The sequence below is a fragment of the Nesterenkonia sp. Act20 genome (assembly GCF_019173455.1).
Classification (GTDB): domain Bacteria; phylum Actinomycetota; class Actinomycetes; order Actinomycetales; family Micrococcaceae; genus Nesterenkonia.
On the sequence record NZ_JADPQH010000001.1, the window covers coordinates 691,154 to 711,930 of the forward strand.

At 67.5% G+C, this 20,777-nt stretch carries 16 protein-coding genes and 1 tRNA gene; 1 reads left to right on the top strand and 16 read right to left on the bottom strand.

The annotated features are described in order from the left end of the window. Positions 1 to 229: 229 nt before the first annotated feature. Positions 230 to 2,005, bottom strand: a complete 1,776-nt coding sequence (ilvD, locus tag IY716_RS03135) for a dihydroxy-acid dehydratase (RefSeq protein WP_218220152.1) — start codon at positions 2,003 to 2,005, stop codon at positions 230 to 232. A 157-nt stretch (positions 2,006 to 2,162) separates the two neighbouring features. On the opposite strand from ilvD, the gene IY716_RS03140 reads away from it, so the two are divergent. After that, complete coding sequence (locus IY716_RS03140; protein WP_218220153.1) at positions 2,163 to 2,483, top strand: CHY zinc finger protein; 321 nt, start codon at positions 2,163 to 2,165, stop codon at positions 2,481 to 2,483. 102 nt (positions 2,484 to 2,585) lie between these two features. On the opposite strand, the gene IY716_RS03145 is transcribed toward IY716_RS03140, so the two are convergent. The 15 genes from IY716_RS03145 to hisG form a co-directional block, all read right to left on the bottom strand. Next, on the bottom strand, positions 2,586 to 3,203 hold the full coding sequence (locus tag IY716_RS03145) for an ANTAR domain-containing response regulator (protein ID WP_218221379.1): 618 nt from the start codon (positions 3,201 to 3,203) through the stop codon (positions 2,586 to 2,588). A gap of 151 nt (positions 3,204 to 3,354) precedes the next feature. Next, positions 3,355 to 3,438 (bottom strand) — tRNA-Leu (locus tag IY716_RS03150). A gap of 110 nt (positions 3,439 to 3,548) precedes the next feature. Then, on the bottom strand, positions 3,549 to 5,063 hold the full coding sequence (gene pyk, locus IY716_RS03155) for a pyruvate kinase (protein WP_218220154.1): 1,515 nt from the start codon (positions 5,061 to 5,063) through the stop codon (positions 3,549 to 3,551). Positions 5,064 to 5,155: 92 nt separating this feature from the next. Then, positions 5,156 to 6,622, bottom strand: coding sequence for a glutamate synthase subunit beta (locus IY716_RS03160; RefSeq protein ID WP_218220155.1), 1,467 nt, complete (start codon positions 6,620 to 6,622; stop codon positions 5,156 to 5,158). Beyond that, positions 6,615 to 11,252 (bottom strand): glutamate synthase large subunit, encoded by a 4,638-nt coding sequence (gene gltB, locus IY716_RS03165; RefSeq protein WP_218220156.1) that lies wholly within the window; start codon positions 11,250 to 11,252, stop codon positions 6,615 to 6,617. The genes IY716_RS03160 and gltB overlap by 8 nt, the downstream gene beginning before the upstream one ends. Positions 11,253 to 11,572: 320 nt before the next feature. Beyond that, on the bottom strand, positions 11,573 to 12,751 hold the full coding sequence (gene lgt / locus IY716_RS03170; RefSeq protein WP_369699571.1) for a prolipoprotein diacylglyceryl transferase: 1,179 nt from the start codon (positions 12,749 to 12,751) through the stop codon (positions 11,573 to 11,575). Between the two features lie 80 nt (positions 12,752 to 12,831). Beyond that, a complete protein-coding gene (gene trpA, locus IY716_RS03175) occupies positions 12,832 to 13,659 on the bottom strand; it encodes a tryptophan synthase subunit alpha (protein ID WP_218220157.1) in 828 nt (275 codons plus the stop codon). Then, positions 13,656 to 14,972 (bottom strand): tryptophan synthase subunit beta, encoded by a 1,317-nt coding sequence (gene trpB / locus IY716_RS13670; RefSeq protein ID WP_255316412.1) that lies wholly within the window; start codon positions 14,970 to 14,972, stop codon positions 13,656 to 13,658. The genes trpA and trpB overlap by 4 nt, the downstream gene beginning before the upstream one ends. Positions 14,973 to 14,981: 9 nt before the next feature. After that, positions 14,982 to 15,794: an indole-3-glycerol phosphate synthase TrpC gene (trpC, locus tag IY716_RS13675; RefSeq protein WP_255316413.1), complete on the bottom strand. Its 813-nt coding sequence runs from the start codon at positions 15,792 to 15,794 to the stop codon at positions 14,982 to 14,984. Then, entirely contained in the window at positions 15,795 to 16,175 is a 381-nt protein-coding gene (locus IY716_RS03185; RefSeq protein ID WP_218220158.1) for an HGxxPAAW family protein, read from the bottom strand. 152 nt (positions 16,176 to 16,327) lie between these two features. Continuing rightward, positions 16,328 to 17,065: a Trp biosynthesis-associated membrane protein gene (locus tag IY716_RS03190; protein ID WP_218220159.1), complete on the bottom strand. Its 738-nt coding sequence runs from the start codon at positions 17,063 to 17,065 to the stop codon at positions 16,328 to 16,330. Then, positions 17,062 to 18,672, bottom strand: a complete 1,611-nt coding sequence (locus tag IY716_RS03195) for an anthranilate synthase component I (protein WP_218220160.1) — start codon at positions 18,670 to 18,672, stop codon at positions 17,062 to 17,064. Before IY716_RS03195 ends, IY716_RS03190 begins: the two co-directional genes overlap by 4 nt. Then, entirely contained in the window at positions 18,665 to 19,093 is a 429-nt protein-coding gene (gene hisI, locus IY716_RS03200) for a phosphoribosyl-AMP cyclohydrolase (RefSeq protein ID WP_218220161.1), read from the bottom strand. The genes IY716_RS03195 and hisI overlap by 8 nt, the downstream gene beginning before the upstream one ends. Before the next feature lie 8 nt (positions 19,094 to 19,101). Next, complete coding sequence (gene hisF / locus IY716_RS03205; RefSeq protein ID WP_218220162.1) at positions 19,102 to 19,866, bottom strand: imidazole glycerol phosphate synthase subunit HisF; 765 nt, start codon at positions 19,864 to 19,866, stop codon at positions 19,102 to 19,104. Between the two features lie 14 nt (positions 19,867 to 19,880). Then, a complete protein-coding gene (hisG, locus tag IY716_RS03210) occupies positions 19,881 to 20,732 on the bottom strand; it encodes an ATP phosphoribosyltransferase (RefSeq protein ID WP_218220163.1) in 852 nt (283 codons plus the stop codon). Between the last annotated feature and the right edge of the window lie 45 nt (positions 20,733 to 20,777).

Below are 20,777 nucleotides of genomic sequence, written 5' to 3' on the forward strand. Positions count from 1 at the left end.
CGTTCGGCGGCCCCGTGCGAGGCTCTCGAGCGGCCGAGCTGGGGTGTGTGGATCACTCCACACTTCCCCCGGCGGCGGTTACGGGTACTACCGCTAGTAGTTGACGCATGGCGTCCATGCTTCCGCGGGCTGTGATCCGTGTCAACATCCCACATGCCCGTCTCACATGGTGGAAGACCTCGGTGCGGTGCGGCGGCCCGACAGTGGGCCGCCGCACCGTGGCCGCGGTTCAGCCGCAGTAGGCTCCCTCGGCGGCGGAGCGCACGAGCTTGGCGTACTTGCCCAGTACTCCGGTGGTGATGAAGGGGGGCAGCGGGGTCCAGTCCTGCTGCCGCCTTGCGAGCTCCGCCGGGTCCACCACCAGGTCGATGGTGCGGCCGGCGATGTCCACCCGGATGGTGTCCCCGTCGGCCACGAAGGCGATCGGTCCGCCGTCGACGGCTTCGGGGGCGATATGACCGATGCACAGTCCGGTGGTGCCTCCGGAGAAGCGACCGTCGGTGATCAGCAGCACGTCCTTGCCCAGGCCGGCACCCTTGATCGCCCCGGTGATGGCGAGCATCTCGCGCATGCCCGGTCCGCCCTTGGGGCCTTCGTAGCGGATGACGACGACGTCGCCCGACTGGATCCGTCCTTCCTCCAGCGCCTTGAGTGCCTGCTGCTCTCGTTCGAACACGCGGGCGGTGCCTTCGAAGACCTCGGCGTCGAAGCCGGCGGACTTCACCACTGCGCCCTCGGGCGCCAGCGAGCCGGAGAGCACAGCGATCCCGCCGTTGTGGTGCATGGGGTTGTTCAGGGCGCGGATGATCTTGCCGTCGATGTCCGGCGGGTTGATGGCCTCGAGGTTCTCGGCCACGGTCTTGCCGGTCACGGTCAGCGCGTCCCCGTGGAGCAGGCCGGCGTCGAGCAGCGCACGCATCACCACCGGCACTCCCCCGACCCGGTCGACGTCGGTCATCACGTACTGACCGAAGGGCTTGAGATCGCCCAGGTGCGGGATCTTGTCCCCGATGCGGTTGAAGTCCTCCAGCTTGAGCTCCACCCCGGCTTCACGAGCGATGGCCAGCAGGTGCAGCACTGCGTTGGTGGATCCGCCGAAGGCCATGGTCACGGCGATGGCGTTCTCGAAGGCCTTCAGGGTCAGGATGTCGCGGGTGGTGATGCCCTTGCGGAGCAGCTCGACCACGGCCTCGCCGGACTTGTGCGCGTAATGGTCGCGCCGTCGGTCGGCCGAGGGCGGGGCGGCCGAGCCGGGAAGCGACATGCCCAGCGCCTCACCGATGCAGGCCATGGTGTTGGCGGTGTACATGCCGCCACAGGCACCCTCTCCGGGGCAGATGGCGCGTTCGATGACGTCGAGGTCGGCCTCGCTGATGGTGCCGCGGGCGCAGGCTCCAACACCTTCGAAGGCGTCGATGAGCGTCACCTGCTTCTCGGAGCCGTCGGCGAAGCGTGCAATGCCAGGCATGATCGAGCCGGCGTAGAGGAACACGCTGGCCAGATCCAGCCGCGCCGCGGCCATGAGCATCCCCGGGAGGGACTTGTCACAGCCGGCGAGCAGCACGGAGCCGTCGAGGCGCTCGGCCTGGATGACGGTCTCCACGGAATCGGCGATGACCTCGCGGGAGACCAGCGAGTAATGCATGCCTTCGTGTCCCATGGAGATGCCGTCGGAGACGGAGATCGTGCCGAACTCCAGTGGGTAGCCGCCGCCGGCGTGGACGCCCTCTTTGGACGCCTTGGCCAGGCGGTCCAGCGAGAGGTTGCAGGGGGTGATCTCGTTCCAGGAGCTGGCGATGCCGATCTGGGCCTTGGAGAAGTCCTCATCCCCCATGCCGACGGCGCGGAGCATGCCGCGTGCCGGGGCCCGGGTGTATCCGTCGGTGACTTCCCAGCTTCGCGGCTTCTCCGGACTCGAGGGTCCGGTCACGGCGACGGGAGGGGTGAAGGGCGCGGTGCCCTCGGACGTGCTCTTCTGGGTGCTCTGCGCAGTGGGCTCAACCATGTTCTGAATTCTATGCCTGAGAAGGTGTCCCAGCGCACCCGCATCGCCACTCGTCTCACCATGCAGAATTCCACTGGCGTGCAGGGATGCAGTGGCCCGACCTGCGGGGTGGGCTCAGCGCGAGGGGTGCGTCGGGGGGTCGGATAGCCTCAGGGTCATGGAGGAAGCTCAGATCCGCGGCCCAGCAGTGGACGATCAGACCCGCTGCCGGCACTACGGCGGACCCCTGGACGTCGTCGCGATCAGGTTCTTCTGCTGCGACCGCTGGTATCCCTGCCTCATGTGTCACCAGGAGACCGAGGCGCATCCGATCAAACGCTGGCCGCTCGGGCGCCGGACCGAGCTCGCGCTGCTCTGCGGGGTCTGCCGTCGGCGGTTCAGCATCGACGAATACCTGGTCGCCGAGCACTGCAGGTTCTGTGCGGCGCCGTTCAACCCGGGCTGCGCGGCCCACCACCAGTTCTATTTCGAGACGTGAGCCCCACTCCCACGCATTGAGGGGCGGATTCTCCGAGCATCTGAGGCCGAAAACAGCGTCAACTAGTCGGAGAATCCGCCCCTCAACGGGAAACGGAAGTACTCAGCCCATCTGGTCGACGACCGTCTCGGCGACCTCTCGCATGGAGAGTCGACGGTCCATCGAGGTCTTCTGGATCCAGCGAAAGGCCTCCGGCTCGGAGAGGCCCATCTTCGTGGTGAGCAGCGACTTGGCGCGCTCCACGAGCTTGCGCGTCTCGAACTTGTCGGCGAGCGAGGTGACCTCGTCCTCCAGGGCACGGATCTCATCGAAGCGCGCCATGGCGACTTCCACGGCCGGGATCAGGTCATTCTCGGTGAAGGGTTTGACCACGTACGCCATCGCGCCCGCCTCGCGCGCAGATTCGACGAGGTCGCGCTGCGAGAAGGCAGTCAGCATCACCACGGGCGCGATCCGCTCCTCGGCGATGATCTTCGCGGCAGAGATGCCGTCCATGATGGGCATCTTGACATCCATCACGACCAGATCGGGCTCGGTCTCGCGGGCGAGCTCCACGGCTCGTTCGCCGTTGTCTGCTTCGCCGACGACCTCATAGCCTGCCCCGGCGAGGATCTCGACGATGTCCAGCCTGATCAGCGTCTCGTCCTCGGCGACCAGCACGCGGCGCGGCGTCTGCCCTTCATGGGCCTGGTCTTGGGGCGTCTCCTGGGACGCTGCCAGCGGTGCCGGCTGGGAGGCCGTGGCAGGGGTCGGCTGAGACGCCGGAGCTGCCGACGCCGGGGTTGCTGCAGCGGGTGCTTCCTCGGGGGCACCAGCGCCGCCGGACTGAGTCTGTTCGCTCACCGTTCTCCTTCTGGTCCCTTGTCGATCGTGGTGCCCGAAGTGGGACTCGAACCCACACACCAGTGGTACCGCATTTTGAGTGCGGCGCGTCTACCGATTCCGCCATTCGGGCTGTGCTGAGCCGGCCTGCGCCGAATTCAGCGATGCTGCCCTCGGTGCCGATGTGGCGTCCGAGGACAGCATCATCCTACCTGGCCTGGGCCGGGCAGTCTGTCGAGTGGTTCAGCTTGCGCTGGAGGCGCTTGCGGCTGGCCACGGTCCCACGGGCTCCTTGTTCGGCGGAGCCGTATCGCCGCGACGCAGGGTCTCGATGTCACCGGAGTCGTGCAGATCACCGATGCGGTGCACCTTGACCATGTTCGTGGTGCCGGCCTGTCCTGGAGGGGAACCGGCGGCGATGACCACGAGCTCGCCCAGTTCAGCCGCGCCCTCTTCGAGCAGCAGCTTGTCGACCTGGGCCGTCATGGTGTCGGTGTGGGTCGCGAACTCCACCCAGCGGGGCTGCACGCCCCAGGACAGCGTCAGGATGTTGTGCGTGTGCTCCACGTGGGTGAAGGCGAAGATGTTCTGCTTGGGCCGGAGCCGGGAGAGCCGACGGGCGGAGTCTCCGGAGCGGGTGAACGTGGTCAGGTGGGCGATGTCCAGCTGATCCGCGATCTCCTTGGCGGCACGGGTGATCGCGCCGCCGCGGGTCTTCGGGCGGGTGCCGAGCTCGGGAATGCGGCTCAGACCCTTGGACTCGGTGGTCTGGATGATCCGGGACATGGTCTCCACGGTCTCCACGGGGTACTTGCCCACGGAGGTCTCGCCGGAGAGCATGACCGCATCCGCGCCGTCGAGCACGGCGTTGGCGCAGTCGGAGGCCTCGGCGCGCGTGGGCCGGGGGCTCTCGATCATGGACTCGAGCACCTGGGTGGCGACGATGACCGGCTTGGCCCAGCGGCGGGCGAGCTCCACGGCGCGCTTCTGCACCAGCGGAACCTCTTCCAGCGGCAGCTCCACGCCGAGGTCGCCACGGGCGACCATGACGGCGTCGAAGGCGTCGACCACGTCCTGGAGAGCTTCCACCGCCTGCGGCTTCTCCACCTTGGCGATGACCGGGACGCGGCGCCCTTCTTCATCCATGATCCGGTGCACTGCCTCGATGTCGGCGGCGTCGCGGACGAAGGAGAGCGCGACCATGTCGAATCCGGTGCGCAGCGCCCAACGCAGGTCCTCTTCGTCCTTCTCGGAGAGCGCGGGGACCGAGACGGCCACGCCGGGAAGGTTGATGCCCTTGTTGTTGGAGACCTTGCCCGGCACCTCGACCTCGGTGATGACGTCGGTCTCGGTGACCTCGATGGCGCGCAGTGACACCTTGCCGTCGTCGATGAGCAGCGTGTCCCCGACATTGACGTCTCCGGGCAGACCCTTGAACGTGGTGGAGCAGCGGTCCTTGGTGCCCTGGATGTCCTCGACGGTGATCGTGAAGCGATCCCCGACCTCGAGGGAGTGCTCGCCCTCGATGAACCGGCCGAGGCGGATCTTCGGGCCCTGCAGGTCCGCGAAGATGCCCACTGCGGTGCGCAGGTCCTTGGAGACCTCGCGCACGGTCTTGTAGGTGTCCTCGTGGACGCTGTAGTCGCCGTGGCTCATGTTCACGCGGGCGACGTCGACGCCGGCCTCGATGAGTCGGCGGGTCGTCTCGTAGCCTGCTGTGGCGGGTCCGAATGTAGCGACGATTTTGGCGTGTCTCATGTCTTACTCTGTCCTATCTTCATTGCTGCTAAGCGTTGCTGATGGACTGGCACGACACTGGACCAGGACCTGTTTCTCCGAGCCTATAACAGTCAGCCTGTGAGCGAAATCGCACGATCCGAGGGCTTGACCGGAGCCGGCAGGCGGGTCTCCCCCTCGAGATACTCGTCGACCTTCGCGGCCGCCGCACGCCCTTCCGCGATGGCCCAGACGACCAGGGAGGCGCCGCGTCCGGCATCGCCCACGGCGAAGACCCCCTCGACCGAGGTCTGGTAGTCCTCGGCGCGGGTGATGTTGCCGCGCTTGTCGAAGTCCAGGCCCAGCTGACCGGTCAGCGTGTCCGACTCTGCCCCGGTGAAGCCAAGCGCCAGCAGCACCAGGTCCGCGGGGATCTCGCGCTCGGTGCCGGGCTTCGGTGAGCGTGAGCCGTCCGGGTTGTACTGGGTCTCGGCGACCTGCAGGGCGCGGACCCGGCCTTCGTCGTCGCTGAGGAATTCGACGGTGGAGGCGAGGTAGCTGCGCTCCCCGCCCTCTTCATCGGCGCTGGTGAGTTCGAAGACGCGCGGGTCCATGGGCCAGGGCTCATGCTCCGGACGCTCGCCGGGGAGCTCCTTGCCGATGGCCAGGGTCGTGACCGACTTCGCGCCGTGCCGGTGGGCGGTGCCGATGCAGTCGGCGCCGGTGTCACCGCCGCCGAGGATGACGACGTGCTTGCCCTCGGCGTGTATCTGGTCGGCGACCTCATCGCCGGAGGTCGCCTTGTTCGACTGCACCAGGTACTCCATCGCGAAGTGCACGCCGGAGAGTTCACGTCCGGTGACCCCGAGGTTGCGCGGGACCATGGCGCCGGTGGCCAGGATGACCGCGTCGTAGCTGGCCTCCAGGGCGTCCCAGGTGATGTCGGCGCCGATCTCGGTGGAGGTGTAGAAGCGCGTCCCCTCAGCCCGCATCTGATCGATGCGGAACTCGACGTGATGCTTCTCCATCTTGAAGTCCGGGATGCCGTAGCGCAGCAGCCCGCCGAGGCGGTCGTCGCGCTCGTAGACGGCCACGGTGTGTCCGGCGCGGGTCAGCTGCTGGGCTGCCGCCAGGCCTGCCGGTCCGGAGCCGACCACGGCCACGGTCTTGCCGGTGAGCCGCTGGGGCAGCACCGGCTCGACGTAGCCGCGGGCGATCGCCTCGTCGGCGATGGCGACCTCGGACTGCTTGATGGTGACCGCGGGCTGGTTGATGCCCAGCACGCAGGAGGTCTCACAGGGCGCGGGGCAGATGCGCCCGGTGAACTCTGGAAAGTTGTTGGTCATATGCAGCCGGGAGGAGGCTTCCTCCCACTGGTCTCGCCAGATCAGGTCGTTCCACTCGGGAATCAGGTTCCCCAGCGGGCAGCCGGTATGGCAGAACGGGATGCCGCAGTCCATGCAGCGGCTCGCCTGGGTCTGGACGATGCCGCGCTCGTTGCGCTCATAGACCTCGTTGAAGTCCATGATGCGCACGGGGACGGGGCGAGACGGCCGGTCCTGACGGTCTCGGTGCTTCATGAATCCACGGGGATCAGCCACGGGTCGCCTCCAGAATCTTCTGCCATGCCGCATCGCCATCGGGATCCAGCCCCTCGTCGAGGGCGCTGGAGCGGGCGCGGAGCACGGCGTCGTAGTCGCGCGGGAGCACCTTGGTGATCCGCGCATAGGTCTTCTCGGTGTCATCCAGCAGCGCCTCGGCCACCGCGCTGCCGGTCTCCTCATGATGGCGGCGCAGCAGGTCGCCGATGATCCCGCGGTCCTCCTCATCGGGTTCCAGCAGCAGCAGGTCGCCGTTGCGCTGGGCCTGGGAGTTCATCCGCTGTTCGTCGAAGTCCAGCACGAACGCGGTGCCGCCGGACATGCCGGCGCCGAAGTTGCGCCCGGTGGGTCCGAGGATCAGTGCCTGGCCGCCGGTCATGTACTCACAGCCGTGGTCACCGATGCCCTCGACGACGGCGGTGGCACCGGAGTTGCGCACCAGGAAGCGTTCGCCCACCTGGCCGCGCAGGAACATCTCACCGGCGGTCGCTCCGTAGCCGATGACATTGCCGGCGATCACGTTCTTCTCCGCCACCAGCGGAGCCGAAGGGTCCGGATGCGCGATGATGCGACCCCCGGAGAGTCCCTTGCCGACGTAATCGTTGGCGTCGCCGGAGAGGTGCAGGGTGATCCCATGCGGCAGGAACGCGCCCAGAGACTGGCCGGCCTCACCGGTGAGCTCCACCACGATGGTGTTGTTCTCCAGGGTCTTGAGCCCCTGCGCCTTGGTCACCTCGTGGCCGAGCATCGTGCCGACCGAGCGGTCGGTGTTGATGACCTTCTTTTCGATGTGCACCTTCTCGCCATGGGTGATCGCTGAGCCGGCCAGTTCGATCAGGCCCATGTCGAAGTGCTTCTCCAGCTCATGGTCCTGGCCGCGGGTGCGGCGCAGCATCGAGGCGGTGATCGGGTCGTTGGGGTCGTAGCCGTCCAGCACGGCGCCGAGGTTCAGCCCGGCGGACTTCCAGTGCCGCTTGGCGTCGTCCATGTTCAGCGAGTCGATGTGTCCGATGGCCTCGTCCAGGCTGCGGAATCCCAGCTCGGCGAGGTATTCGCGCACCTCCTGAGCGACGAACTCGAAGAAGTTGACCACATGATCAGCCTTGCCCGTGTAGCGCTCACGCAGCAGCGGATTCTGCGTGGCCACGCCCACCGGGCAGGTGTCCAGGTGGCAGACGCGCATCATGATGCAGCCCGAGACTACGAGCGGTGCGGTGGCGAAGCCGTATTCCTCTGCGCCGAGGAGCGCGGCGATCACGACGTCGCGACCGGTCTTGAGCTGACCATCCACCTGCACGGTCACGCGTTCACGCAGTCCGTTGAGCATCAGCGTCTGCTGCGCCTCGGCCAGTCCGAGCTCCCAGGGCGTGCCGGCATGCTTGAGCGAGTTCAGCGGTGAGGCGCCGGTGCCGCCGTCGTGCCCGGAGATCAGCACGACGTCGGCCTTGGCCTTGGTCACGCCGGCCGCCACGGTGCCGACCCCATGCAGGGAGACCAGCTTCACGTGGACCCTGGCGCCGGTGTTCGCGCGCTTGAGGTCGAAGATCAGCTGGGCGAGGTCCTCGATGGAGTAGATGTCATGGTGCGGCGGTGGGGACACCAGGGCGACGCCGGGGGTGGAGTGGCGGGTCTCGGCCACCCAGGGGTAGACCTTCTTGCCCATGAGCTGGCCGCCCTCACCGGGCTTGGCCCCCTGGGCCATCTTGATCTGCAGGTCATCCGCGTGCGTGAGGTACTGACTGGTCACGCCGAAACGGCCGGAGGCGATCTGTTTGACCGCCGAACGGCGCTCGGGGTCCTCGAGGCGGTCAGGGTGCTCGCCGCCCTCGCCGGTGTTGGAGCGCCCGCCGAGCCGATTCATCGCGATGGCCAGGGTTTCGTGGGCCTCCTGAGAGATGGAGCCGTAGCTCATCGCCCCGGTGTTGAACCGCTTGACGATCTCCCCGACGGATTCGACCTCGTCGATGGGCACCGGTTCACGCTGCGCGGAGAGCTTGAACAGCCCGCGCAGGGTCAACAGCGCCTCGGACTGATCGTCCACCGACTTGGTGTACTGCTTGAAGATGTCATACCGGCGGGTCTTCGTGGAGTGCTGCAGCTTGAAGACCGTCTGCGGATTGAACAGGTGCGGCGGGCCCTCGCGACGCCACTGATACTCGCCGCCGATCTCCAGCTCGTCGCCACGACCCAGGTCATTGCCATCGGCCGGATAGGCCCGCGAGTGGCGCTGCAGGGTCTCGTCACAGAGCACGTCCAGGCCGACGCCGCCCATGGGCGAATGCGTTCCGGAGAAGTACTGGTCGACCACGTTCTGGGCGAGGCCCACGGCTTCGAAGGTCTGCGCACCGCAGTAGGAGGCCACCGTGGAGATGCCCATCTTGGACATGATCTTGAGCACGCCCTTGCCCAGAGCGGTCAGCAGGTTGTGCACCGCCTGCTCTTCGGACACGCCACTGATCTCGCTGCGACGCACCATGTCTTCGGCGGTCTCCATGGCCAGGTAGGGGTTGACCGCGGCGGCGCCGTAGCCGATGAGGCAGGCCACGTGATGAACCTCGCGGACGTCTCCGGCCTCCACCACGAGCGAGACTCGGGTGCGGTTCGCCGACTTCAGCAGGTGGTGGTGGATGGCGGAGAGCATCAGCAGCGAGGGGATGGGAGCCCACTGCGCATTGGAGTCGCGGTCGGAGATCACGATGTAGCTGACCCCGCGGTTGACCGCCGCGGAGACCTTTTCACAGATCTCGCGGATCCGCTGCCGCAGCTCCTCCTCGCGGGAGCCCGCCCGGTAGAGGGCACGCACCTTCAGCGCGATCTTCGCACCCTCGTCGTTGCGGATGTTGGCGATCTTCGCCAGTTCGTCGTTGTTGATCACCGGGAAGTCGAGGGCGACCTGCTGGGACTTCACCTGCTCGTTGCTCAGCAGGTTCCCGCTCGGGCCGATGTGCAGGCCGAGCGAGGTGACGAGCTCCTCGCGGATCGCGTCCAGCGGGGGGTTGGTCACCTGGGCGAAGGTCTGCACGAAGTAGTCGAAGAGCAGCCGGGGACGGTCAGCGAGGACCGCGATCGGGGTGTCGGTGCCCATCGCGCCCAGCGGTTCGGCGCCAGCGGTGGCCATCGGGCCGATCAGGATGCGCAGCTCCTCCTGGGTGTAGCCGAAGGTCTGCTGGCGCAGCCGCACGGATTCCGAGGGGTGGCGCACATGGAGCCGTTCCGGAAGGTCCGCGAGTTCGACCAGGTTGTCCTTGACCCAGTCGGCCCACGGTGCGGAGGAGGCCAGATCAGCCTTGATCTCCTCGTCTTCGATGATGCGACCTTCGACCGTGTCCAGCAGCAGCATCATGCCAGGGGCGACCCGTCCCTTGCGCACGATCGAAGCGGGCTCCAGGTCGATGACGCCGACCTCGGAGGACATCACGACCAGGCCGTCATCGGTGACCCAGTAGCGCGCGGGGCGCAGACCATTGCGGTCCAGCATGGCGCCGACCTGCTGGCCGTCGGTGAAGGCGATGGCGGCCGGACCGTCCCATGCCTCCATGAGCTGAGCGTGGTACTGGTAGAACGCCCGCAGACCCGGGTCCATGGTCTCGTGGTTCTCCCAGGCCTCTGGGATCATCATCCGCATGGACTGGGCGAGCGGCCGACCGGAGAGCATCAGCAGCTCGGCAGCCTCATCGAAGCTGGTCGAGTCCGAGGCGCCGGGTGTGCAGATCGGGAAGAGCGACTCGGGGTCCTCCCCCAATAGCTCGGAGGCCATCATGGACTGCCGAGCGCGCATCCAGTTCCGGTTGCCCTTGACGGTGTTGATCTCGCCGTTGTGCGCGATGTTGCGCAGCGGCTGGGCCAGCGGCCAGGACGGGAAGGTGTTCGTGGAGAAGCGGGAGTGAACGATGCCCAGCGTGGTCTTGAACCGCTCATCGGAGAGATCAGGGAAGAAGGGCTCCAGCTGCGCGGTGGTCAGCATCCCCTTATAGGTGATCGTCTTCGAGGACAGTGAGGGGAAGTAGACCCCCAGCCGGTTCTGTCCGCGCTTGCGCAGCCGCCAGCCGCGCTGGTCGAGCGAGCCCGGGGCGGAGTCCTGGAACTCGAAGGAGTCCTCATCTGCGGCGCCGAGGAAGACCTGGCGGAAGAACGGCATGGATTCCTTGGCGAGGGTGCCGATCATGGAGGCGTCCACGGGGACGTCACGCCATCCCAGCACCTGCAGTCCCTGCTCGGTGGCGAGGTCTTCGAAGCTCGCGCACATGGTCTCCCGCTCGGACTCAGACTGCGGAAGGAAGGCAGTCCCCGCGAGGTACTCCCCTGCAGCCGGCAGGTCGAACTCGGTGACTGCACGGAAGAACTCGTCAGGGATCTGCGTGAGCAGACCCGCGCCGTCGCCGGTGCCGACGTCGCCGCCCACTGCACCGCGGTGCTCGAGGTTGCGCAGCGCCACCAGCGCGTGGTCCACGATGTCGTGTCCGGGGGTCCCCCGCAGGGTGGCGACGGCGGCCATGCCGCAGTTCTCGTGCTCATTGGCAGGATCGTAGAGGCCGGCCTTCTCGGGGAAAGCGGCAAAGCGCTGATAGGGACTCGTGACCTTCAGCGCGTCTGCGCCGAGCGCTGCCTCGAATGATTCGAGAGTAGACATGACGGTCTTCCTTCCTCCGCATGCGGACGTTTCATGGGGAGGGGACGTCTTCGGCCCCTTCGTGATGCACGGAGTCTGGGACCATTCTCCCCGTTCAAGCGGAACTGTGCGTCCCACCCGGAAAAAGTCTCCAGCAGATCCGTCGGTCTTCTGTCCTGCGTGGCGCAGTCAGGCTGTGACCCTGCGCTGCTCGGGTGTATCCCGGCGCTCGGTGCTCAAGCGGTGCGTATTGGTCGGCGCACCGTCTTCTTGATCATCCCGCTGGTGGGCAGGGGATGCACCAATCCTCCTGCCAGCCCCCAGCCGTTGCAAGTTCGATCTCAGGATTTGGGACGGTCTTGCTCCGCGGGGCTGGAGGATTCGGACGCGCGATCGGACTCGTGCAGGGACAGATCGGCTTCCTCCGAATCCCTCGGACGCACGTCTGCTGACGCGGCGGTGTCCTCCTCCGTGGTGGACACCGTGCTCTCCTCCTCGGTGGTGGACGCGGCGCCGTCGTCCTCTGTGTCGAGCAGGAGGCTGTGGTCCTCTGCCCCGCGGGGGCCCTGGCCGGGGCGGTAGATCTCCAGCTCCTCGGCCAGTGCGACCTCGGTGCGCGGTCGGCGGGTCCAGAGCCAGATGAGCATGCCCAGCGCGAGGACGAAGAGCAGCACCGAAATCCACATGTTGAGTCGCCATTCGATTCCGAAGATGTCGATCCACTGGGTGGACTTCGTCATCTCATCCACGCGCAGGGACTCGACCCAGAAACGTCCCAGGGCGTAGTAGGCCACGTAGGTCCAGGTGAGGAGGCCCTGCTTGACGGCGAAGCGGCGATAGAGCGCGATGAGCAGAATGAAGCCCACCAGGTTCCAGATGCTCTCGTAGAGGAAGGTCGGGTGAAAGAGCGTGTCCTCGCCGGCACCCAGCGGCGGCGCCTGGTGGCGCTGGGAGGTGTCGATCTCCAGGCCCCAGGGAAGGTTCGTGGGGCCGCCGTAGAGCTCCTGGTTGAACCAGTTGCCCCAGCGACCGATGGCCTGCGCGAGGATCACCCCGGGGACCAGCGCATCGGCGAAGGCGCCGAACTTCATGCCGTAGCGGCGGCAGGCGAACCAGACGCCCACGCTGCCCAGGGCCACGGCACCCACGATGCCGAGGCCGCCGAGCCAGACCTGCGGAATCAGCGAGAGGTCACCGCCCTCGCCGAAGTAGGCGTCGGGAGAGGTGAACACGTGATAGAGCCTGCCGCCGATGATGCCGAGCAGGACGGCCCAGATCAGTGCATCGAAGACGTTCTCCGGCTGTCCTCCGCGCGACTTCCACAGTCGACTGGCGACGAAGTACGCGGCGAGGATCCCCAGGCCGATGGCCAGACCGTAGAACCCGATCTGGAACGGGCCGACGAGGTCGATCCCATCGGTCGGCGGGGCCGGAAAAGCGGCAGTGATCTGGGCCCCCGCTGGCGCGGTGGCTTCCTCGACGGTCTGCAGCGCGCTGACCGGACTGGAGGTGTGAGACACGGTGTCCTCTCGCAATGATGATTCGCCAGGGCGCCGCCGGGGCGCCGAACTGGCTGATTCGTGATCCGGTGCAGTCTATGTCATCGGGAGGCGCCGGCCCCGGTGAGCTCGGCGGTCAGCGTCGCGACTGCTGAGGGTCCGCCGTCGCGCAGTGCGGTGACGAGTGCGGTGCCGACGATGACGCCGTCGGCGTAGCGGCCGATCTCCTCGACATGCGAACGGGTGGAGACGCCCAGACCCACACAGACCCGTTCGGCCCCTGCGCTCTTGGCGGCTGCGACCACACGCTCTGCGGCGTCGGACACCTGATCCCGAGCACCGGTCACGCCCATCACCGAGACTCCGTAGACGAAGCCGCGGGAGGCGGCGACGATCTTCTCCACGCGTTCCGGCGAGGAGGACGGAGCGGTCAGGAAGACCCGATCCAGTCCGTGACGATCTGTGGCGGCGATCCACTCGCCTGCCTCATCGGGGATGAGGTCCGGGGTGATCGCGCCCGCTCCCCCGGCAGCCGCCAGCCTGCTGGCGAACTCCTCAGCACCCATGCGGTCGATCAGGTTGTAGTAGGTCATCACCAGCACCGCGGCGTCGGTGGCCTCAACCACTGCCTCCACGATCTCGAAGACCTCCGGGAGGCGGAACCCGCGAGCGAGCACCTCGGTGGTCGCCTGCTGGATCACGGGGCCGTCCATGACGGGATCCGAATAGGGAACACCGATCTCGATGACATCAGCGCCGTTGCGGGCCAGCTCGATGGCCGCCGCGATGGAGGTCTCCTTGTCCGGGTACCCGGCGGGGAGGTAGCCGACGAAGGCCGCGCGCCCCTGGGCGCGGGCCGCCTCGATGGCGCGCTCGGTCTTCGACGCGGGGGTGGCGGGCCGCTGGTCAACTGCTGTCGTGGTGCTCATCCCTGTACTCCCGTCTCGGGTGCCGGAGACGGCCCGTCTGCGCCGTTCTCCGCGGTGTCGGTCTCGGCCACCGGGTCGTTCTTCTGACCGGGCAGCAGCCTGAACCATTCGGCTGCGGTCTCGACGTCCTTGTCCCCGCGTCCGGAGAGGTTGATGATGATGATCTTGCCCTCACCGGCCTCGCCCCAGCTGCGGGAGAGCCGTGCGGCGCCCGCCAGGGCGTGGGCTGATTCGATGGCAGGAATGATGCCCTCGGTTCGGCACAGCATCTCGAAGGAGGCCATACATTCCGCATCGGTCACCGGTTCGTAGGTGGCGCGGCCGGTCTCGGCGAGGTAGGCGTGTTCAGGGCCCACCGAGGGGTAGTCGAGTCCCGCGGAGATGGAATGCGAGTCGACGGTCTGGCCGTCCTCGTCCTGCATCAGGAAGGATCGGGCACCGTGAAGCACACCCGAGCGGCCAAGTGTGATGGCCGACGCATGCCGCCCAGTCTCGACACCGTCCCCTCCGGCTTCGAAGCCGTAGAGCGCCACCTCGGGGTCGTCGAGGAACCCGTGGAAGAGGCCCATCGCGTTGGAGCCGCCGCCCACGCAGGCCGCCACCGCATCGGGAAGCCGTCCCTCCATGGAGAGGATCTGCTCGCGCGCCTCCTCTCCGATGATCTGGTGGAACCAGCGGACCATCTCGGGGAACGGATGCGGTCCGGCGACGGTGCCGAGCAGGTAGTGGGTGTTCTCCACCGAGGCGACCCAGTCCCGCAGAGCCTCGTTGATGGCGTCCTTGAGCGTCTGTGCGCCGTGGTCCACGGGGACCACCTCTGCCCCGAGCAGTCGCATCCGCGCGACGTTGAGCGCCTGCCGCTTGGTGTCTGCCGAACCCATGTAGACCACGCACTCCATGCCCATGAGTGCGGCGGCCGTGGCGGTGGCGACTCCGTGCTGGCCGGCGCCGGTTTCGGCGATCAGCCGGGTCTTGCCCATGCGCTGCGCCAGGAGCGCCTGTCCCAGCACGTTGTTGATCTTGTGCGACCCGGTGTGATTGAGGTCCTCGCGCTTGAGGAACATCCGGGCCGGCCCGGCCTCGGCGGCGAAGCGGGTGACCTCGGTGAGCAGCGAGGGCCGTCCGGTGTAGTCCCGGGAGAGGCGCTGGAACTCGGCGATGAAGGCCGGATCTGCCTTCGCCTCACGGAAGGTGCGTTCCACCTCGTCGAGGGCTGCGACCAGTGATTCCGGCATCCAGCGGCCACCGAAGTTCCCGAAGTAGGGCCCCTCGTGGTCGCGGTATTTCTGGGTCTCCTCAGCGGGAGCGCTCATGGTCTCTCCTCAGTGTTCTTGGACAAGACTCGCGGTGCGGAAGCGACGCAGGGCCTCGGCGGGCTCGCCGTCCCTGACCAGCGCCTCCCCGACCAGCACGGCGTCGGCGCCTTGCAGCGCGTAGTCCGCGACGACGGCCGGACCGGTGACGCCGGACTCGGCGATCCGCACCACATCGGCGGGAAGGTGACGCGCCATCGTGGCGTAATGGGCGACGTCGACCTCCAGGGTCTTCAGGTTGCGCACGTTGACTCCGACGATCTTGGCCCCGGCGGCCACAGCCCGGGAGATCTCCTCTTCAGTATGCGCCTCGACGAGCGCCTCCATGCCCAGTTCGTGGGTCAGTGCGAGGAAGCGGGCGAGGGTTTCGTCGTCGAGCGCGGCGACGATGAGCAGCACCAGGTCCGCCCCATGCGCCCGAGCTTCATAGAACTGGTACTCATCGACCATGAAGTCCTTGCGCAGGACCGGGATGTCCACGGCGGCCCGGACGGCGTCGAGGTCCGCCAGGCTGCCCTTGAAGCGTCGTCCTTCGGTGAGCACGCTGATCACTGCGGCCCCACCGGACTGGTAGGCACGCGCAAGACTCGCCGGATCGGGGATCTCGGCGAGCTCACCCTTCGAGGGCGAGGAACGCTTCACCTCGGAGATGATGCGGACGCCCTCCGGATCGCTGCGCCCCTGGGTCAGCGCGGCGTGAGCATCGAGCGCGGGCGCTGCCGCCGCGGAGCGGGCCACGATCTCCTCGAGCGGAACTGCACTCCGGCGCTCCTCGAGGTCCTCGCGGACTCCGACGATGATGGAATCGAGAACGCTCACCATTCAGTGTGCGGCGGTTTCAGGCCGCCGCTTGTCCTTGTTGCCTCGGGAGTTGTCGGCGGTGGCGGGGCCCTGGTGATCGCGGGCGCTCTCGTGCTCGCTGATGACCTTCTTGGCGTCCATCTCGACGCCGTAGCCCTTGGCCTTGAGCACCAGGCCCAGGACGATCGCCAGCGGGAGGAAGAGGATCGAGATCCAGACCAGCACCCAGACCTGGGTGACCATGCCGATGCCGGCGATGATCGAGCCCACCATGATGCAGATGCTCAGCGACCAGGCGGCGGGAGTGGAACCGTGCCCGATGTGGTCGTGATGGATGTACTCGTCATCCACCTTCTCGCCGGGTGCCGGCTCGGTGTCGCGCAAAGCTGAGGTGGTGCTCATCCTGGTCCTCTCTGGAACGTGCTTCGGTGCTCATTCAGTCTGCTGGCCATTCTGCCACGTATGGCCCGCCGCCGCGGTCGGTGACGACGTCGGGTGACGAGCGGCGGGTGACGAGCGACTGAGAATCGGGTGGCCGTGAATCGGGCGGCTGTTCAGCGTCGGGAGTCGGTGGGGTCCTCGCCGTCGGAGAGTCCGTCCCAGAGGTCGAACTCATCCGGGTCGGTGTCCCGACCGCTGCGTGCCTGCGAGGCTGGCCCGGCAGCCGTGCCCGCGCCGTGTTCCTCGGCAGAGCCTCCGTGGGCTCGCTGCTCGCTGCCCGATTCGCCTCCGGACACCTGGTACTTGCGCGACTGGCGATCCGGCCACCGGTGGGAGAGCAGCAGCAGTGCGAGCGAGGCGACGAGCAGCAGCAGCGCGCCGGCGAAGCCCAGCCACACGGCGCCGGAGAGCTCGTAGCGCTGCGCTTCTGCGGTGGTGCCGGTGATCTCCCCCAACGCACTGGCGGCGGTGGAGCCGGTATCGGCGAGCACGGCACGGACCGAGAGCAGAGCGATGATCGCGGCGCCGAAGAGCACCGAACCGATCAGCACCCTCCCGAGCAGCTTTGCGATCGAGACGGCCAGTCCGGCGGCGAGGCCCACCAGCCCCATGGCGGTGACGGTGTCCACCAGGTCTGCCCCGGAGATCTCGACCTCTTGGACTGCGGAGGTGGCTCCGAGCCCGGAGGCGGTCACCCAGGTCATGGTCGAGGAGATCAGCAGCATCGCCCCGCCGATGAGGGTCATCCAGACCACGGTGCGCCGGGTCAGTGCGCGGCGCAGACGGGCGGACCAGCCTTCGGGGCGGCCGGGTCGGGCGCCCTGCGGGTCTGGCGTCGTGGTCTCACTCATGTGTGCTCCAGTCGGTCGGCGGCCAGCACGGCGCGCAGCGGAGCGGCGGCCTTGTTCACGGTCTCCAGGCGTTCGGCGTCGTTCTCGGAGTCCGCCACGATTCCGCCGCCCGCCTGCACGTAGGCGCGGCCGTTCTTCAGCAGCGCCGAGCGGATGGCGATGGCGGCGTCCATGCGGCCGGAGAGGTCGAAGTAGCCCACCACTCCCCCGTAGATGCCCCGCCGCGTCGGCTCCCAGGCGTCCAGCAGCTGAAGTGCCCGCGGCTTCGGCGCTCCGGAGAGGGTCCCGGCAGGGAAGGTCGCCGAAAGGACGTCGTAGGCGGTGTATTCACTGGCAAGCTCTCCCTGCACGTGGCTGGTCAGGTGCATCACGTGGCTGAAGCGCTCGACTGCCATGAACTGTGTGACCTGCACCGAGCCGGGCACGCAGACCTTGGCCAGGTCGTTGCGCGCCAGGTCCACGAGCATGATGTGCTCGGCGCGCTCCTTCTGGTCCGCCAGCAGGTCCTCGGCGAGCTCGGCGTCCTGGCGCGGTGTCTCTCCGCGTGGCCGGGTGCCGGCGATCGGATGGGTGACCACGGTGGTGTCCTCCACGGTGACCAGCGCTTCAGGGGAGGCGCCGACCAGCTGGTAGGGCTCGCCGTCGGGGGTCTCGAAATGCATGAGGTACATGTAGGGACTCGGGTTGAGCAGGCGCAGCATCCGGTAGACCGCGAGGGCATCCACGTCGGTCTCGACCTCGAATCGTCGCGAGACCACGATCTGGAACACCTCGCCGTCCACGATCGCCTGTTTGGCCTTGGTCAGCGTCGCCAGGTATTCGTTCTCGTCCCAGGCATGGACGACGCGTTCTTGGAGGTCCCGCTCGACGGCGGCGCCCCAGTTCCGCTCCGCGGCGGAGATCACGGGGGCCACGGGCTCGGCGAGCTTTGCCGCCATAGCATGCAGCCGGGCCACGGCGTCGGAGTAGGCTGCCTCGACTCCGGTGTCGAGGCCATCGAAGTTGATCGCGTTGGCGACCAGCGTGACGGTGCCGTCACGGTTGTCGTGCACCGCGAGGTCCGAGACCAGGTTCATGGCCATCTCGGGCACATGAAGATCATCTCGGGGCGGGTTCGGCAGCTTCTCCCAGTGGCGGATGACGTCCCACCCGGCGTAACCGACCAGCCCGGAGGTCAGGTGCGGAAGCTCCTCGATGAAGGGCCTGCCGGGGGCTGCGCGCCCCGCCTCCCCCGCGGTGTCACCCGGGGCGCCCCCGGAGAGGAAGGTGAGCGTATCGCGCAGCACCTCCGCAGTGCTGCCCTGCAGCGGTGCTCCCCGGGGCGGCTCTCCCATCCAGTGGGCCGCACCGTCCTTCTCGCTGAGCGTGGCCGAGGAGTGCACGCCGATGAAGGAATGGCGGGACCAGGCGGCGCCCGGCGCCGCGGACTCCATCAGGAAGGTCCCTGGGCGTGCGGAGCCTGTGTGGTCAGTGGCCAGCGCACGATAGATGCTCAAGGGGGTGTGCGCGTCCGCGAGCAGCGTCATCGTCACCGGGATGACGCGGTGATCCTGGGCAAGATCGAGGAACTGCTCCCGAGCGGGCACCACGCTGCCGAGATCATGCATGGGCGATCTCCCGCCCGGTGAAGCAGGTGGCGGTGCCGGTGTGGCAGGCGGGGCCCGTCTGCTCCACCTTCATCAGCACGGTGTCACCATCGCAGTCCAGTGCAAGGGAAACGACGTGCTGGACGTTGCCAGAAGTGGCTCCCTTGCGCCAGAGCTCGCCGCGCGAGCGGGAGAAGTACACGCCCTGACGCGTCGCCAACGTGATGCCGAGCGCCTCGGAGTTCATCCAGGCCAGCATCAGGACCTCGTGGCTGTCGGCATCCTGGGTGATGACCGGGATCAGGCCATCGGCGTTGAAGCGCACCGCGTCCAGGACCGCATCGGGCAGACTCGCGGCTGACTCGGCGGGGTGTTCTGCTGCTGAGGACTCGGCACCCTGGGGTGCGGCGAGTCCAGATGCGGTGGAGTCGGCGGTGCTCATCAAAGTCCTCATCTCACCGGATAACCGGCAGATCGTATGGCGTTCTTGACCTGGGCGATCATGTCATCCGGGCCGAAGTGGAACATGGAGGCCGCAAGGACCGCATCGGCTCCAGCGGCGATCGCAGGCGGGAAGTGCGCCGGAGTGCCGGCGCCGCCCGAGGCGATCAGCGGGACGGAGCTGACGGCCCGCACGGCGGCGATCATCTCGGTGTCGAAGCCATCTCGGGTGCCGTCCGCGTCGATCGAGTTCAGCAGGATCTCGCCCACGCCGCGCTCCGAGGCCTCGCGGCACCAGCTCAGCGCATCGATGCCGGTCCCCTGCCGTCCTCCGTGAGTGGTGACCTCATAGCCCGACTCGGTGGCCGAGCTGCGCCGTGCGTCCAGGGACAGCACGAGCACCTGATTGCCGAATCGAGCGACGATCTCATTGATCACCTCGGGGCGGGACACCGCGGCGGTGTTGATGGAGACCTTGTCGGCTCCGGTGCGCAGCAGCCGGTCCACATCGGCCGGTGAGCGGACTCCACCGCCCACGGTCAGCGGAATGAACACCTCTTCGGCGGTGCGAGTGACGACGTCGTAGGTCGTCTCGCGGTCGGCCGAGGAGGCGGTGACGTCGAGGAAGGTCAGCTCATCGGCCCCGGCACGGTTGTACCGGTGGGCGAGCTCCACCGGATCCCCGGCGTCGCGGAGATTCTCGAAGTTGACTCCCTTGACCACGCGACCTGCGTCGACGTCCAGGCACGGGATGACTCGGACTGCCAGTGTCATCGGCTACCTCGATATCAGACGCGGCAGGCGTGGATGGAGGAGACCAGGATGGCGCGGGCACCGAGCTCGTAGAGCTCGTCCATCAGCTGGTTGGTCTTCTTCGACGGCACCATCGAGCGCACGGCGACCCAGTTCTCATCGGCCAGCGGGGAGATGGTCGGGGATTCCAGACCGGGGGTGATCGCGGCGGCCTGGGGAAGCAGGTCGCGGTGCACGTCGTAGTCCATCATCACGTACTGCCGTGCGACCAGGACGCCCTGCAGCCGACGGATCAGTCGATCGAGCCCCTCGGGGCGCTGGTCGCGTCCCGAGATCAGGATGGCCTCAGAGTCCATGATGGGCTCGCCGAAGGTCTCCATCCCCGCGGCTTTGAGCGTGTTGCCGGTCTCCACGACGTCGGCGATGGCGTCTGCGACGCCGAGCCGCACGGAGGTCTCCACGGCGCCGTCGAGGTGGACCACTTCGACGTCGGATACTCCCTGGGACTCGAACCAGTGGGCGAGCAGGCCGTCGTAGCTGGTGGCCACGCGGGTCCCGGCGAGGTCCGCCGCACTGGTGAAGCGTCCGGCGGGTCCTGCCAGGCGGAAGGTCGACTTGCCGAAGCCCAGCCCCAAGACCTCCTCGGCACCGTGATCTACCCGAGCGTCCTGGAACAGATCGCGCCCCGTGAGCCCGATGTCGAGGGTTCCGGCGCCCACATAGACGGCGATGTCGCGGGGGCGAAGGTAGAAGAACTCCACCTGGTTCTCCTCGTCGAGCATGACCAGTTCGCGCCGGTCGCGGCGCTGGACGTAGCCAGCCTCGGAGAGCATCTCCATGGCGGCCTCGGAGAGGGCGCCCTTATTGGGAACAGCAATGCGCAGCATAGTCAATCTCGTCTTTTCGTGTGCAGGTGATAGAGCGGTCGGCGA